Here is a 15,801-nt window from a genome sequence, read left to right on the forward strand (position 1 = left end):
TCATGGATACCCTCAGCTATCTCGGTCAGGGCTTCGGTGTCGCCCTGAGCCCCTACAACCTGCTCACCGCCCTGTGCGGCACCCTGATCGGCACGGTGGTCGGCCTGCTGCCGGGCCTGGGCCCGATCAACGGCGTGGCGCTGCTGATCCCCATCGCCTTCGCCCTCGGCCTGCCTCCGGAAACCGCGCTGATCCTGCTCGCGGCCGTGTACCTGGGCTGCGAATACGGTGGCCGTATTTCCTCGATTCTGTTGAACATCCCCGGCGAAGCCTCGGCCGTGATGACCACCCTCGACGGCTACCCGCTGGCGCGTCAGGGTAAAGCGGGCGTTGCCCTGTCCATCTCCGCCTGGAGTTCCTTCGTCGGCGGCCTGATCGCCACCTGCGGTGTGGTCATCTTCGCCCCGCTGCTGGCGAAATGGGCCGTGGCTTTCGGCCCCGCGGAATACTTCGTGCTGATGGTATTCGCCATCGTCTGCCTGGCCGGCATGGCCGGCAACAAGCCGATGAAGACCGCCATTGCCTGCTGCATCGGCCTGTTCCTGTCGTGCGTGGGCATCGACTCGAACAGCGGTGTATACCGTTTCACCTTCGGTAGCCTGGGCCTGGCTGACGGCATCCAGTTCGTGGTGCTGGTACTCGGCCTGTTCTCGGTCAGCGAGATTCTCGTGCTGCTCGAGCGCACCCACCATGGCCAGAAGGCCATCGAAGCCAAAGGCCGCATGCTGTTCAACCTCAAGGAAGGTCTGTCGGTTCTGGCGACCAACCTGCGTAGCGGCGCATTGGGCTTCGGCCTGGGCATCCTGCCGGGGGCTGGTGCGACCCTGGCCAGTGCCGTGGCGTACATGAGCGAAAAACGCCTGGCGCACAAGGACAACAAGTTCGGCAATGGTGACCTGCGCGGCCTGGCTGCCCCGGAAACCGCCAACAGCGCCTCGGCCTGCGGCTCCATGGTGCCGATGCTGACTCTGGGCGTTCCCGGCTCGGGCACCACCGCGGTGATGCTCGGCGCACTGACCCTGTACAACATCACCCCTGGCCCGCTGCTGTTCCAGAACCAGCCGGACATCGTCTGGGGTCTGATCGCCTCGCTGTTCGTCGCCAACGTCATGCTGATCGTGATGAACGTACCGATGATCAAGATCTTCACCAAGATCCTCGCCGTGCCGTATTGGGCACTGGTACCGGCCATCGCCATCATCACCTCGATCGGCGTCTACGCGGTGCATGCCACCACCTTCGACCTGTTCCTGATGATCGGTATCGGCGTCGCGGGCTACATTCTGCGCAAGCTGGACTTCCCGCTGTCGGCCATCCTGCTGGGCTTCATCCTCGGTGGTCTGATGGAGCAGAACCTGCGTCGTGCACTGTCGATCTCCAACGGCGAGCTGGGTATCCTGTTCGCCAGCCCGATCACCTGGGGCGTGTGGACACTGATCGTCGGCATGATCGCCCTGCCCTTCTACCGCAGCTGGCGCAAGCGCAGCCAGCGTCAGGCTGAAGTGGCTGACGCCGCCTAAGGAAGATGCGTGTCCCTAAGCATCGCTTCCTTTAACCCACGCGGCTGGTGGCCTACGCCACTGGCCGGCGCGTTGGGTGGTTACCTGGCCAGTCTTGCAGACTGGCCTTTGCCGTGGATGGTCGGATCACTGCTGGCAGTGATCCTGTTGCGCTGCGCCACGGATCGTCCCTTCAGCGAAGTGCCGGGCGGCCGCCGTGTCGGCCAATGGCTGATCGCCTCCGGCATCGGCCTGCACTTCACCAGCGAAGTGCTGGAGCAGGTGCTCACTCATTGGTGGGTCATTCTCATCGGAGCACTGTGCCCACTGCTGGTGAGCGTGACCGGTATTGCCCTGCTGCGTCGGGCCGGCGTCGACCGCGCCACCGCGTTCTTTGCCAGCATGCCGGGCGGCGCCAGCGAAATGGTCAACCTCGGCCTGCGCCACGACGCCCAGTCAGCCCGCGTGGCAGCGGCGCACAGCATGCGCCTGCTGCTGGTGGTGCTGCTGATTCCAGCGCTGTTCACCTGGAGCCTGCCCAACGTCCCGGCACCTGAGCGTTTTCCGGTGGACTGGAGCTGGCTGGTGCCGTTGCTGCTGGCGGGTGTCGCCCTGGGCGTACTGTGGAACAAATTGAACCAGCCCAACCCCTGGATGCTCGGGCCGCTGACCGTTTGTGCGGTGGCCAGCGCGATGTTCGACCTGCACCTGGCATTGCCGGCGGAGCTTGGCCAGTTCGGCCAGTGGCTGATCGGCAGCGCCCTGGGTTGCCATTTCAATCGCGCCTTCTTCCGCAGCGCACCGGGCTTTCTCGGCCGTGTGCTGCTGTCGACGCTGCTGGCGATGCTGGGTGCCGTGGCACTGGGCGAGCTACTCGCCTGGCTATCCGGCCAGGATCACCTGTCGCTGATCCTCGGCATCATGCCCGGCGGCATCGCCGAGCTCAGTCTGACGGCAGAGGCATTGCAGCTTTCGGTGGCCCTGGTCACCGCGCTACAGGTGCTCAGGCTGTTTCTGGTGATGTTCCTAGCCGAACCCTTATTCAAGCTCTGGTGCAAGAGCCACGCTTAGCCCGCCTCGTGCGGGCTTTTTTTATGGCGACGCGTGCATGCAAGGAGAACGACAAAGCAAAAGCCTCTTTTCTTCTCCCGCCACATCACTATCCTCGACAAGCCCTTTACCCTGCACTCCCACACTGGCGGATACGCGATGGAGCTGAGACAACTGCGTTACTTTCTCAAGGTGGTCGAGCACGGCAGCCTGGGACGTGCGGCCCTGGAGCTGGGCGTGGGAACCTCGGCCCTGAGCCAGCAGATCAGCAAGCTGGAGAACGAGCTCAGCACCCGCCTACTGACACGCAGCAGCACCGGTGTCTCACCCACCCCGGCGGGCATCGCCTTCCAGCACCATGCCCAACTCACCCTGCGCCAGGCGGAGAACGCCGCCCAGGCTGCGCAGCGAGAGCGCATGAGTGGCTACGTGAGCGTCGGCTTCGCCCCGAGCACGTCATCGGTGCTGGCGCTGCCGCTGATCGCGGTGATGCGCCAGCGTTACCCGAACATCCAGCTGCACCTGGTGGAAATGCTCTCCGGCTATCTGACCAGCCAGTTGCACGCGCGCCAGCTGGATCTGGCGATACTTTTCCACAGCGATCCGGGCAGGCGCTGCCGCGTCAGGCCCCTGCTCGATGAGAAGCTCTTCGTGATCGCCGCTCCCAACCTGCCTGGCATGCCCACCGGCGACAAGGTGAAGCTCGATGAGCTTGCGCAGTTGCCACTGGTGCTGCCCAGCGTCCAGCACGGCTTGCGCACCACTATCAGCAATGCCTTCGCCCATTCACGCTGCGAACCCAGCGTGGTGATGGACATCGATGGCCTGGCGCTGCTGATGGACACGGTCAAGGCCGGTTATGCCGCCACCATCCAGCCCGGCTCCGTCGCCGCCAGAGCGCGCGAGCAGGGGCTGCACGTGGTGCAGATCAGCGATGCCCATGCAGGTCGGCGCAACCTGTTGGTGTCCCTCCCCGACGATGAGCTGTCTCCCGCGGCCCTGGCCGCACGCATAGCGATCCTGGATACAACCCGCGAGCTGGTCGGCAGTGCTCGCTGGCCCGGCGCTCATCTGCTGGATGAGCATGACGCCTAACCCCGGAGTGGGTGTTTAGAAATACTGAACACCCCACGCCATTCCTGCTCTTTCGAGCCACCACACGCCCTCCTAAAGTCCCTCGCCAGACGGGGAGCCCTATCATGTAGCGCTCCTCTGCCAACGAGGAGACACGATGATCGATGTTCTGGTTATAGGCGGTGGCAACGCCGCACTATGTGCCGCGCTGATGGCCCGAGAGGCCGGGGCCAGCGTACTGCTGCTGGAAGGCGCCCCACGCGCCTGGCGTGGCGGCAATTCGCAGCACACCCGCAACCTGCGTTGCATGCACGAGGCCCCGCAGGATGTTCTGGTCGATGCCTATCCTGAAGAAGAATTCTGGCAAGACCTGCTCAAAGTCACCGGTGGGCAGACCGACGAGCACCTGGCGCGCTTGGTCATCCGAGCATCGTCCAACTGCCGCGACTGGATGCGCAGCCACGGCGTGCACTTCCAACCACCCCTGTCCGGCGCCTTGCACGTGGCACGCACCAACGCCTTCTTCATGGGCGGCGGCAAGGCGCTGGTCAATGCTTACTACCGTAGTGCTGAGCGCCTGGGTGTCGAGATCCGCTACGACACACCCGTCGACGACATCGAACTGGACGGTGATCGCTTCGTCGCCGCGCACATTAGCGCGCGGGAAGTCGATGGCAAGCAGTATTCAGCCGAGCGCATAGAAGCGCGCACCTGCGTGCTGGCAGCCGGCGGCTTCGAGTCCAATCGCGAATGGTTGCGCGAAGCCTGGGGCGTCAACGAACGCGGCGAGTGGCCAGCGGACAACTTCCTGATTCGCGGCACCCGCTTCAACAACGGCGTACTGCTGCGCAAGCTGATCGATGCCGGTGCCGAGACCATCGGCGATCCGACACAGGCTCACATGGTGGCCATCGACGCTCGTGCGCCGCTCTATGACGGCGGCATCTGCACCCGTATCGACTGCGTCTCGCTCGGCGTAGTGGTCAACTGCGAGGGTGAACGTTTTTACGACGAAGGCGAGGACTTCTGGCCCAAGCGCTACGCCATCTGGGGTCGGCTGGTCGCCCAACAACCTCGCCAGGTGGGGTTTTCGATCATCGATCAGAAGGCCATCGGGCGCTTCATGCCACCGGTATTTCCCGGCACCACGGCCAACAGCCTGGAAGAACTCGCCAGCAAACTCGGCCTGCCGGTCGACGCCTTCGTGAAGACCCTGCAAGCCTACAACAGCGCCTGCGTGGGCGACGACTTCGACCATACCCGCCTCGACGGCTGCCACACCGAAGGCGTGACGCCGGCCAAGACCAACTGGGCACGCCCCATCGATACCCCGCCTTTCTACGGCTACCCGCTCAAGCCAGGGGTGACCTTCACCTACCTCGGCCTGAAGACTGACGACACGGCCGCCGTGCACTTCGCCGGCAAGCCCAGCGCGAACCTGTTCGTCGCCGGAGAAATGATGGCGGGCAATGTCCTCGGCAAGGGCTACACGGCGGGCGTCGGCATGTCCATCGGCACTGCTTTCGGCCGTATCGCAGGAAGCCAGGCTGCCGCGGCAGCCGGTCATCGCCGCCATACAACAAGCGACGGAGAATCCCGTGCAATCGCCTGAGATCATACAAATCGCCTCTCCAAGCAAGAAAGCGGAGCAGCAAAACCTGATTCCCCTGCTTAACGTCCACGAAGCCGAAGTCGACCGGCAGATGCACATCTGCAACGCCTGCCGTTACTGCGAAGGTTTCTGCGCCGTGTTCCCGGCCATGACCCGTCGACTGGATTTCGCCAAGGCCGACGTCCATTACCTGGCCAACCTCTGCCACAACTGCGGCGCCTGCCTGCATGCATGCCAATACGCCGCACCGCACGAGTTCGCCGTGAACGTGCCGCAGGCCATGGCCAAGGTGCGCCTGAACACCTATGTCGAGTACGCCTGGCCAGGCAAGCTCGGCACACTCTACGAGCGCAACGGCCTGACCCTGTCGCTGGCCTTGGCAGGCTCGCTGGCGCTGTTCCTGCTGCTGACCCTGCTGGTCAAAGGCACGCTGTTTCCCGGGCCGCTGGCCGGTAACTTCTACGCGATCTTCCCGCACAACACGCTGGCCCTGATGTTCGGCGGCGCCTTCGGTTTCGCCATTCTCGCCCTGGCCATCGGCGTCACGCGCTTCTGGCGGGCGATCAGCCCCACCGACGCGCAAGCGCTCGCCAGTGGAGCCGCCGTAGCGGAAGCCTCCGGTGCGGTGCTCAAGCTCAAGTACCTCGACGGCGGCCATGGCGAGGGCTGCAACAACGAAAGCGACCGCTTCACCCTCTGGCGCCGCCGCTTCCACCACTTCACCTTCTACGGCTTCATGCTGTGCCTGGCCTCCACCAGCGTGGCCACGCTTTACCACTACCTGCTCGGCCTGCAGGCGCCTTATCCACTACTCAGTCTGCCGGTCGTGCTCGGCACGCTGGGCGGCATCGGCCTGCTCATCGGGCCTGCCGGATTGCTGTGGCTCAACTATCGCCGTGACCCGGCGCATGGTGACCGCGCCCAGGCGCCCATGGATCGCGGCTTCATCGTGCTGCTGTTCCTGATCAGCCTGACCGGCCTGGCCTTGCTGGCCTGGCGCGATACCGGCGCGATGGCCCTGCTGCTGGCGATTCACCTGGGCATGGTGATGGCGTTCTTCCTGACCATGCCGTACGGCAAGTTCGCCCACGGCATCTTCCGTAGCGCGGCGCTGCTCAAGTACGCCATCGAGAAGCGCCAGCCGGACAACCTCAAGCTCGGCAGCGACTGAGCCGCAACCCCATACCGGCGGGATGCACCGTGCATCCAGCCCGTTGCCCCGACACCGCCAGCGGTGTCCCAGCCTGAACCACAATAAAACTCCACAGGAGAACACATGAAAAACCGCCTCACCTGCGCCGCGCTGCTGACCTCTGGTCTGCTTGCCGCCGGCATGGCACTCGCCGAACCCAAACGCCCCGAATGCATCGCACCAGCAAAGCCCGGTGGCGGTTTCGACATCACCTGCAAGATCGCCCAGAGCGGCCTGAAGGACAGCGGCCTGCTCAAGGCGCCCATGCGCGTCACCTACATGCCCGGTGGCATCGGCGCCGTCGCCTACAACGCAGTGGTCGCACTGCGGCCGAAAGAACCCGGCGTCATCACCGCCTGGTCGAGTGGTTCGCTGCTGAACCTGGCGCAAGGCAAGTTCGGTCGCTATGACGAAAAGGCCGTACGCTGGCTCGCCGCCATCGGCACCGATTACGGCGCGATTACCGTGCACCGCGACTCGCCGCTGAAAACCTTCGATGACCTGATCAAACAGCTGGAAAAGGCGCCATCGGAACTGGTCATCGGCGCGGGCGGCACCGTCGGCAGCCAGGACTGGATGCAGGCGGCGCTCGTCGCCCGCAGCGCGCATATCGATCCGCAGGCACTGCGTTACGTGGCCTTCGAGGGCGGCGGCGAACCCATGACGGCGCTGCTCGGCGGCCACGTGCACGCCATCGTCAGCGGCTTTGGTGAGGCCACGGCGCAGCTGGAGGCAGGCAACGTGCGCATCCTCGCAGTGATGGCCGAAGAACGACTGCCGGGAAAACTCGCGGATATTCCCACCGCGAAAGAGCAAGGTTATGACGTCGTCTGGCCTATCGTGCGTGGCTTCTACATGGGCCCAGAGGTCAGCGACGAGGACTTCGCCTGGTGGCAGGAGCGCTTCGAAACCTTGCTTGCCGAGGAAGGTTTCGACAAGACCCGCGAGCAGTTCGACCTGCTGCCCTTTGCCAAGACGGGCAAGGATCTGGAGCAGTTCGTCCATGAACAGGTGGCCGAGTACAAGGTGCTGGCGGACGAGTTCGGCCTACTGCGCTAACGCCCGAGCCGTTCTGGCTCCGATCAGGAACCACGTTTAGCCCGCCCCGTGCGGGCTTTTTTATACATCACCACTGCAACTGCAGAGCACTGTCGAACTCACGTGGCTGGCCGCTCACGGGGTCGACGAAACGCAAACCCCGCGCCAGCAGTTTGAGCGGCTTGCCGTAGTCGTCCGGCTGGTTCCGCGACGCCTGCAACTCGGGGTAGAAATCATCGCCCACGATAGGCGCGCCAAGCCCGGCCAGATGCACCCGCAACTGATGCTTCCTGCCCGTCACCGGTGACAGGCCGTAACGCCACAGCGCACCACGTTGTTCCAGCACCTCGATCAGCGTCTCGCTATTGGCCTGCCCAGCCACCTCCTGCATGCGGAAGAACGGCTCGCCATCCACCATGCGCGAACGATGCAGGTAGGGAAACTGCAGCTGCGGCAGTGCCGGGGCGATGGCCTCGTAGCGCTTCTCCACCTGCCGCTCGCGAAACAGCGCCTGATACTGACCGCGACTGCTCGGGCTCACCGAAAACAGCACCAGCCCGGCAGTCAGCCGGTCGATGCGGTGGATCGGCACCAGGTCGGGATTGCCAGTGCGCCTGACCAGCCGTGCCAGCAGAGTCTGTTCGACGTATTCACCGGCCGGCATGACTGGCAGGAAATGCGGCTTGTCCGCCACCAGCAGGTGTTCGTCCTGCCATAGCACCTGTTCTTCGAAGGGAATCGGCGTTTCGTTCGGCACTTCGCGGAAGTAACGCACCTTGAGCCCGACGCGGTAAGGATGCTCGGGGCCGATAGGCACACCCGCGCCATCCAACACCTTGTCCGTCGTCATGCGCTGCAACCAGGTGGCACGATCGATGGCCGGAAAGTGATCGCACAGGCAATCAAGCACCGTTGTCCATTCGCCCAGGGGCAAGTGAAGGGTGCTGGGGCGCATGGCGGGGCTGGGCATTGCGGGAAACACTCGACGAATCCGGAGGGGTGAATTAGGCCGCAGTCGTTGCACTCAGTCAAAGCAAACGGCTTGAGCGGGCGTCCGGCAGTGGCTATGGTGGCCGCTCGTATTTGGAGAGACCCATGTCCATCACCCGTTCCCTGCTCACCAGCATCGCCCTACTCCCGCTCCTGGCCGCCTGCCAGGTCTACACCGGCAAGCCGGAAGGTCCGCCTCCGGCCACCCGTCTGCAGGGCCAGGTGCAGGTCGAGAATGGCCAGTTGACCTTCACCCCTTGCCAGGAGCAACGCCGCTTCGTGCTGGCCGATGCCGGCAACACCGGTATCGAACGCGAAGCCAGCCAACTCGGCAATGATCTGTTCGCCGATCTGGCAGGCCGCCTGGGTGGCAGTCAGGGCAAAGGCAACGACGGGCGCTTCGAGATCAGTCAGATCTATCGCCTGCAGAACGAAGGCCATGGCTGCGACGATCTCAACTTCAAGCGCCTGACCCTGCGCGCCAGCGGCAACGAGCCGTTCTGGCAAGTGGAAGTCGGCAGCAAGGGCCTGGTACTCAACCGCCCCGAGCATGAGCCGCTGGCCCTGCCCTATCTGGAAGAACAACTACCGGACGGCCGCCTCAACTTCAGCAGCGAAGCCAACGGCCAGCGTCTCGACCTGTGGCTGGCGCCGCAGCGTTGCGTCGACGGCATGAGTGGCGCAGTCAATCACCTCAGCGCCGAGCTGCGTCTCGACGGCCAGGTGATGCGTGGCTGCGCGCACTTCGGCGGCGCGCGTAACTGACCGTTGAACTGCGGGTGATCCTGCGCAGGGTCATCCGCACGAAGCGTGCGACCGCGCTAACCGCTAGCCCAGACTGCCGGCGAAACGCCGCGCATAATCTTCCCGCTCGAAGGCCTCGACCACGAAGTCGATGAAACTGCGCGTCTTGCCCGGCAGCAACTGACGGCTGGGGTAATACAGCGACAACGCGCCGGCATCCGCCCACCATCGCGGCAGCACCCGCACCAGCTCGCCCGACTCCAGCCAGGGCAACACATCGGGCACGGCAAGCATCGCCACCCCCAGGCCCAGCAGCGCCGCTTCTCGCACGGCCGCAGGATCATTGACCACGATGGTTTCTCGCATCGCAGCGGCCACCTCATCGCCCTGCACGGTGCGCATGTTCCAGGTGCGGATACGCCCCGAAGAAAGGGAGCGCATGACGATGCCATCCAGCTCGATCAACCCCGAAGGGTCGGCTGGCAACTGGTGACGAGCCAGGTAAGCGGGCGAAGCGAAAGCGATGACATGCAGCGCAGCCAGCGTTCGAGCAACCACGCCAGTCGCCAGTTCGAAGCCGCCACCAATGGCCGCATCGTAGCCTTCGGCAATCAGATCGACCGCCCGGTTCTCGAAGTGCCACTCGGGCCTTACCCGGGGATAGCGCTGGAGAAACTCGGGCAATAGCGGCAGCAGGTAATCGAGCCCGAAGGATGGCGCCACGCTGATCTTGAGCACACCGGCCGGCTGGCCATCATCGGCGGATACGGCGGCGATGGCGTTCTGCAGAGACTCCAGGTTGTCGCCAATGGCATTGAGGAACGTCTCTCCAGCCTCGGTCAGCGTCAGCTTGCGAGTCGAGCGCTGGAATAGCCGTACGCCCAGGTTGCGCTCCAGCATGGCGACATTGCGGCTCACCGCTGCCGGCGTCAGAGCAAGGCGACGTGCAGCCGCCGAGAAGCTGCCGCTCTCGGCACTGCGTACGAAGGATTCAAGATTGGCGAGCGTTTCCATGGCGCGATCTTAAATAGATACTTGAAGATAATCCAAATGATTAGCAACTAATCAAAGAGCAATGAAAACACGATAGTCACTCCACCGAATGTCTCGGCAATCAAACGGAGTGAACCATGAGCAACGTAATTTCTTCCCAACCCCTTCCTCTGGCCGGCAAAACGGCTCTCGTAACAGGCGGCTCTCGCTCCATCGGCGCAGCTATCGCCAAACGCCTGGCCGCCGACGGTGCGCAGGTTGCCTTCACCTACAATGGCTCGCCCCAACAGGCCAAGGAAACCGCAGCGGCCATCGAGTCGACAGGTGGTCGCGTGCTGGCGATCCAGGCCGACGCAGCCGATCCCGAGGCCGTGCGCGCCGCCGTCGCGCAGACAGTAGAAGCGTTCGGCGGCCTCGACATTCTGGTGAATAACGCCGGTATCGGCGTGTTCAGTCAGTTCGAAGAAACCAGCTTCGAGGATTACCAGAAGATGCTCGCGGTCAACGTGACCGGTGTATTCGTCGCCACCCAGGAAGCGGTAAGGCACATGCAGGCAGGCGGCCGCGTCATCCACATAGCCAGCTCGGTCACCAAGTACGCCGGCGTGCCCGGACTTGCCGCATACAGCCTGACCAAAGGCGCCGTCGCCGGTTTCAACCGCAGCCTGGCACATGATCTGGGGCCACGTGGGATCACGGTCAACAGCATCCACCCGGGGCCAGTGAACACCGACATGAACCCGGCCGATAGCGAGGTAGCCCAGCTCCTGACGCCTCGCATGGCAGTGGGTCGCTACGGAGAGCCACACGAAATTGCCAGCCTCGTGGCATTCATCGCCAGCCCGCAAGCCTCGTTCATCACCGGTGCGGACATCCTCGCAGACGGCGGGTTGACCTCCTGAGTGCGCCGGGGCAGGCCAGTCGGCCTGCCCCATGGTTTTCCGCCACCTCAGGTATCAAGGAGTCCCAGCATGAGCAAGTTGCCCTCCATCGGCATCATCGGCGCCGGCCATATCGGCGCGGCCTTCGCTCGCGCCCTGGCGCGTCGGAACATTCCGGCAATCCTCGCCAACAGCCGTGGGCCAGAGAGCCTGCAAGGCCTGGTACAATCCATCGGCCCGAGCATCCGTGCCGGTACCCGTGAGCAGGCGGCAGCGCAGTCCATCGTGCTGGTCGCAGTGAACTGGTCGAAGCTGCCAGCCGCACTGTCCGGGCTTGCGGACTTCGCCGGGCGTGTCGTCATCGACAGCAACAACCCGATCGAAGCGCCGCTGTTCAACCCCATCGATCTGCATGGCCGCACCTCAAGCGAGGTGTTTGCCGACCTGGTGCCGGGCGCCCATGTAGTGAAGGCGTTCAACCACTTGAACCCCAGACTGCTCATCGCCGATCCCGCCGAGCGCGGCGGCCGACGTGTGCTGTTCCTGGCGGGTGACGACAATCGCGCGAAAAACCAGGTCAGCGCACTGATCGATGAGCTGGGCTTCGCCGCTATCGACCTTGGCGAGCTGGCCGAAGGTGGCCGCCTGACGCAATTCCCCGGTGGGCCGTTGCCCTCGCTCGAACTGGTGCAGTTCGGCTGAACTACCGGGAGACGAAAATGAAGGATTCCATCATGCCCCATACCGATTCATCTGCTGCTGACACCCGATCCATGTCTGCTGCGTGGTGGGCCGTCATCTCTCTTGCCCTGGGCGCCTTTGGCCTGGTCACGGCGGAATTCCTGCCGATCAGTCTGCTGACGCCGATGGCCGCCGACTTGGGTGTATCCAACGGCGCTGTGGGCCAGGCCATCACCGCCACGGCCGTGATCGCCGCATTCGCCGGGCCACTGGTGGTGCTGTTCTCGGGCCGCCTCGATCGGCAGAAGATCGTCTGGGGGTTGATGGGCATGCTGGTGTTCTCCTGCATCCTTTCGGCCTATGCCTCAAACATCACGGTACTACTGATCGCGCGTGGGCTGCTGGGCTTCGCCCTCGGCAGCTTCTGGGCCATGATGGCAGCGCTCGCCCTGCGCCTGGTGCCCCCGGACAAGGTGCCGCGAGCCATTTCGATCATCATGATGGGCATCTCGCTCGCAACCATCTTCGCTGCCCCACTGGGTGCCTACCTGGGAGAACTGTGGGGCTGGCAGGCAACCTTCCTGGCCGCGTCCGCTATTGGCGTGGCGGCGCTGGCGATCCAGATGCTGACCCTGCCCAAACTGCCGGCCGCCGCAGCGCCGGGCCTGGCGTCCTTCAAGGCGGCCCTGACGCGGCGCGCGGTCGCCATCGGCATCGGCACCGGGCTGTTGGTCATTTCCGGGCACTTCGCTGCTCTGACCTTCATCCGCCCCTTCCTCGAGGAGGTTCCACGCCTGGATGTCGCGACCGTCTCGCTTGCCTTGCTGGCCTTCGGTGTCAGCGGCTTTTTCGGCAACCTTGCCGGCGGCGCCATCGCGGCGCGCAGTCCGGCCTGGGCGGTCAGCAGCTGCTCGTTCCTGATCGCTGCCGTTGCACTCACGCTGATCCTGTTCGGCACGCAGGCCGACGTTGCCTTCGTCGCGATTGCGCTATGGGGCTTCGCCTTCGGCGCCTTCCCGGTATCGATCTCGATCTGGAACGCGCGTGCTGCCGCCGATCACGCGGAAAGCGCTGGCGCCCTGCTGTCATCGACCTTCCAGGTGGCCATTGCCGCAGGTGCGGTTCTAGGAGGGCTGATCATCGACAGCCTCGACTCGCAAGCCGTGATCGTCTATGCCGCGGCAGCAGCCTTCGCGGGCGCTGCCCTGATGTTCATCCGGGGTCGCGCAATCGAACGTCAGCACGGCTGATCAGCCCATTTGCCTGCACTGGCGCAGCGCTCAAGACATCGTTCACCTACGCTCAACGGAGCAAAGCCGCCAGTATTTCAGAATGCCGGCCTCCTCCATCCGGGCAGCGAATCCCGTACAATCGCCGCCCTTCTTCACATTGCCGGATCACCACCGGCCAACAGGATGCCCCACATGATTCGCCTGACCGAACTGAAACTGCCCCTCGACCATCCCGATGAGGCCCTGCGCCCGGCCATCGTCCAACGCCTGGGCATCCCTGACGCCGACCTGCTCGCCTTCAGCGTGTTCAAACGCAGCTACGATGCCCGCAAGAAGTTCGGCGACATGCCGTTCATCTACACCCTCGATTGCGAGGTAAAGGACGAGGCAGCGCTGCTCGCTCGTCTGCACGATGACAAGCATGTCGGCCCGGCACCGGACATCAGCTACAAGCCGGTCGGCAAGACTGAAACGCCGCTGGACGAACGCCCGATCGTGGTCGGCTTCGGCCCCTGCGGCATCTTCGCGGCGCTGATTCTGGCTCAGGCCGGCCTGCGCCCCATCGTGCTGGAACGCGGCAAGGAAGTACGCGAACGCACCAAGGACACCTGGGGCCTGTGGCGCAAGAACGTGCTCAACCCGGAGTCCAACGTGCAGTTCGGCGAAGGCGGTGCAGGCACCTTCTCCGACGGCAAGCTGTACAGCCAGATCAAGGATCCTCACCATCATGGCCGCAAGGTGCTGCAGGAGTTCGTCAAGGCTGGAGCACCGGAGGAAATCCTCTACGTCAGCAAGCCGCACATCGGCACCTTCCGCCTCACCGGCGTGGTCGCCACCATGCGCGAGGAGATCAAGGCGCTCGGCGGCGAAGTGCGTTTCCAGGAGCGGGTCAGCGACCTGCTGATCGAGGGTGATCAACTCTGCGGGGTGGTGCTGGAAAGTGGCGAACAGATCGCTAGCCGCCACGTTATCCTGGCGCTCGGCCACAGTTCCCGTGACACCTTCCGCATGCTGCATGCGCGCGGCGTGTTCCTGGAGGCCAAGCCGTTCTCGGTGGGCTTCCGCATCGAGCACCCGCAATCGCTGATCGACCGCGCGCGCCTGGGCAAGTACGCCGGCCACCCGAAGCTCGGCGCCGCCGACTACAAACTGGTGCACCACGCCAGCAACGGCCGCTCGGTGTACAGCTTCTGCATGTGCCCAGGCGGTACCGTGGTCGCCGCCACCTCCGAGCCAGAGCGCGTGGTCACCAACGGCATGAGCCAGTACTCGCGCAACGAGCGCAACGCCAACGCCGGGATCGTCGTCGGGATCACCCCCGAGCAGGACTATCCGGGCGGCCCGCTGGCCGGTGTGGAGCTGCAGGAGCGCCTGGAGTCGCACGCCTATGTGCTCGGCGGGCGCAACTACGAAGCACCAGGGCAACTGGTCGGCGACTTCATCGCTGGCAAGCCGTCGAGTGCACTGGGCGAAGTACAACCCTCCTACAAGCCGGGCGTGAAGCTGGGCGACCTGGCTCCGTCGCTGCCGAACTTCGCCATCGAGGCCATCCGCGAAGCACTGCCGGCCTTCGGCAAGCAGATCAAGGGCTTCGACCTGGCCGATGCAGTGCTGACCGGCATCGAGACACGCACCTCCTCGCCGGTGCGCATTACCCGTGGCGCCGACCTGCAGAGCCTAAACCTCAAGGGCCTGTACCCGGCAGGAGAAGGAGCAGGCTATGCCGGTGGCATTCTCTCTGCCGGCGTGGATGGCATTCGCGTCGCCGAAGCGGTCGGCCGCTCGATGCTTCGCCTGGACTGAACCTCTAGCAAGGTGCGCCATGCGCACCTCTTCCTGCGTACAACAATTGGTGCGCACAGCGCACCCTACTGGTCACCAAGGCGCCGGCAGCACAAGGTCGAGCGACGCGAGCCATGGCTACGCCGTGCAGGGTCGTCATAGCTCAACAATTCAGTGAATCCAGCCTTGCGCATCATCCCTGCCGAGGCGGCATTCTCCTCGTGTCGGTCGATGTAGACGTCTTGCACGCCCAATGCGCTGATGCGCTCAATCGTCGCTTCGAGCAATCGTGAACCCAGCCCCTGCCCCGCACAGCCGCGATGCACGACCGCCTCACAGATATACGCGTGCTGTTGCAGCTCTCGCCCCATGGGCTGATGAGCGGAAAAATCGTGGGTCAGTCGATAGCTGACGAAACCGAGCAAGCCACTGCCGCCCTCGGCCAACACGGCCAGTGTTTCGCCACTTGCGATGGCCTGCAGGTGAGCACGCACCTCGGCCTCGGGCAGGTAGTTCCAGGGGTTGGGGCCGTGTTCGAGTAACAGTTCGCACATGGCCTGGATATCGGCCGGCTGCGCCTGGCGAATGCGGGCTTCGTTCATGACCTGGCTCCCCAAAGAAAAGGCCAGTCTAGAGACTGGCCTGGTACAGACACAGGTACAGCAAGAGACGAGAACTGTGCCTGTTAACGGTCGTCTTCCCAGGGACGCCCGCGGGTGCGTTCGACCAGTTCGACCTTCTGCTGCATCGCCGCCTTGGACAGCATGTGCGCACTCACCGGTGCGGTGATGAACAGGAACAGGGTGATCAGAAACTCATGCAGGCTCAGCCCTTCGCCGCGGCTGCCGAAGAAGATCAGCGAGGCGATGACCATGCCACCCACACCAAGGGTGGTGGCCTTGGTCGGCCCATGCAGACGCATGAAGAAGTCCGGCAGACGGTACAGGCCGATGGCGCCAACCAAGGCGAACAGGCTGCCGATCAGCAGGAACAGGGAGACCAGTATTTCGATCCACAGTGGCATAAAAGAACC

General features: G+C 64.1%; 15 protein-coding genes. 11 read left to right on the forward strand and 4 right to left on the reverse strand.

What is annotated here, in order from left to right; genetic code table 11:
* Positions 1-2 precede the first annotated feature (2 nt).
* From C7A17_RS02960 to C7A17_RS02985, 6 genes are all read left to right on the forward strand, one after another.
* Positions 3-1,520, forward strand: coding sequence for a tripartite tricarboxylate transporter permease (locus C7A17_RS02960; protein ID WP_106736608.1), 1,518 nt, complete (start codon positions 3-5; stop codon positions 1,518-1,520).
* A 9-nt stretch (positions 1,521-1,529) separates the two neighbouring features.
* Positions 1,530-2,570, forward strand: a complete 1,041-nt coding sequence (locus C7A17_RS02965; protein WP_234035875.1) for an AbrB family transcriptional regulator — start codon at positions 1,530-1,532, stop codon at positions 2,568-2,570.
* 138 nt (positions 2,571-2,708) lie between these two features.
* Positions 2,709-3,644 (forward strand): LysR family transcriptional regulator, encoded by a 936-nt coding sequence (locus C7A17_RS02970; RefSeq protein ID WP_106736609.1) that lies wholly within the window; start codon positions 2,709-2,711, stop codon positions 3,642-3,644.
* A gap of 136 nt (positions 3,645-3,780) precedes the next feature.
* Entirely contained in the window at positions 3,781-5,235 is a 1,455-nt protein-coding gene (gene tcuA / locus C7A17_RS02975) for an FAD-dependent tricarballylate dehydrogenase TcuA (RefSeq protein WP_106736610.1), read from the forward strand.
* 4 nt (positions 5,236-5,239) lie between these two features.
* Entirely contained in the window at positions 5,240-6,406 is a 1,167-nt protein-coding gene (gene tcuB / locus C7A17_RS02980; RefSeq protein WP_394337068.1) for a tricarballylate utilization 4Fe-4S protein TcuB, read from the forward strand.
* A 105-nt stretch (positions 6,407-6,511) separates the two neighbouring features.
* Positions 6,512-7,486 carry a Bug family tripartite tricarboxylate transporter substrate binding protein gene (locus C7A17_RS02985; protein ID WP_106736611.1) on the forward strand — a complete coding sequence of 325 codons (975 nt, stop codon included), beginning with the start codon at positions 6,512-6,514 and terminating at the stop codon, positions 7,484-7,486.
* Positions 7,487-7,553: 67 nt separating this feature from the next.
* On the opposite strand, the gene C7A17_RS02990 is transcribed toward C7A17_RS02985, so the two are convergent.
* Entirely contained in the window at positions 7,554-8,435 is an 882-nt protein-coding gene (locus tag C7A17_RS02990; RefSeq protein WP_106736612.1) for an RluA family pseudouridine synthase, read from the reverse strand.
* Positions 8,436-8,560: 125 nt separating this feature from the next.
* On the opposite strand from C7A17_RS02990, the gene C7A17_RS02995 reads away from it, so the two are divergent.
* Positions 8,561-9,220 carry a COG3650 family protein gene (locus C7A17_RS02995; RefSeq protein WP_106736613.1) on the forward strand — a complete coding sequence of 220 codons (660 nt, stop codon included), beginning with the start codon at positions 8,561-8,563 and terminating at the stop codon, positions 9,218-9,220.
* Positions 9,221-9,283: 63 nt separating this feature from the next.
* On the opposite strand, the gene C7A17_RS03000 is transcribed toward C7A17_RS02995, so the two are convergent.
* Entirely contained in the window at positions 9,284-10,213 is a 930-nt protein-coding gene (locus C7A17_RS03000; protein ID WP_106736614.1) for a LysR family transcriptional regulator, read from the reverse strand.
* 116 nt (positions 10,214-10,329) lie between these two features.
* Here C7A17_RS03000 and C7A17_RS03005 point away from each other — a divergent pair, with 116 nt between their 5' ends.
* The 4 genes from C7A17_RS03005 (at position 10,330) to C7A17_RS03020 (ending at position 14,789) form a co-directional block, all read left to right on the forward strand.
* The gene (locus C7A17_RS03005; protein ID WP_106736615.1) at positions 10,330-11,094 is read left to right on the forward strand and encodes an SDR family NAD(P)-dependent oxidoreductase; all 765 of its coding nucleotides are present in this window, start codon (positions 10,330-10,332) and stop codon (positions 11,092-11,094) included.
* Positions 11,095-11,172: 78 nt separating this feature from the next.
* Positions 11,173-11,775 (forward strand): NADPH-dependent F420 reductase, encoded by a 603-nt coding sequence (locus C7A17_RS03010; protein ID WP_106742705.1) that lies wholly within the window; start codon positions 11,173-11,175, stop codon positions 11,773-11,775.
* Positions 11,776-11,807: 32 nt separating this feature from the next.
* Complete coding sequence (locus C7A17_RS03015; RefSeq protein WP_234035876.1) at positions 11,808-13,004, forward strand: MFS transporter; 1,197 nt, start codon at positions 11,808-11,810, stop codon at positions 13,002-13,004.
* Positions 13,005-13,178: 174 nt separating this feature from the next.
* Positions 13,179-14,789, forward strand: coding sequence for an NAD(P)/FAD-dependent oxidoreductase (locus tag C7A17_RS03020; RefSeq protein ID WP_106736616.1), 1,611 nt, complete (start codon positions 13,179-13,181; stop codon positions 14,787-14,789).
* Positions 14,790-14,854: 65 nt separating this feature from the next.
* On the opposite strand, the gene C7A17_RS03025 is transcribed toward C7A17_RS03020, so the two are convergent.
* Positions 14,855-15,370: a GNAT family N-acetyltransferase gene (locus tag C7A17_RS03025; protein WP_106736617.1), complete on the reverse strand. Its 516-nt coding sequence runs from the start codon at positions 15,368-15,370 to the stop codon at positions 14,855-14,857.
* Positions 15,371-15,453: 83 nt separating this feature from the next.
* The gene (locus C7A17_RS03030) at positions 15,454-15,792 is read right to left on the reverse strand and encodes a Na+/H+ antiporter subunit G (protein WP_106736618.1); all 339 of its coding nucleotides are present in this window, start codon (positions 15,790-15,792) and stop codon (positions 15,454-15,456) included.
* Positions 15,793-15,801 lie beyond the last annotated feature (9 nt).

It is taken from the genome of Pseudomonas mendocina (assembly GCF_003008615.1).
Lineage (GTDB): Bacteria > Pseudomonadota > Gammaproteobacteria > Pseudomonadales > Pseudomonadaceae > Aquipseudomonas > Aquipseudomonas mendocina_C.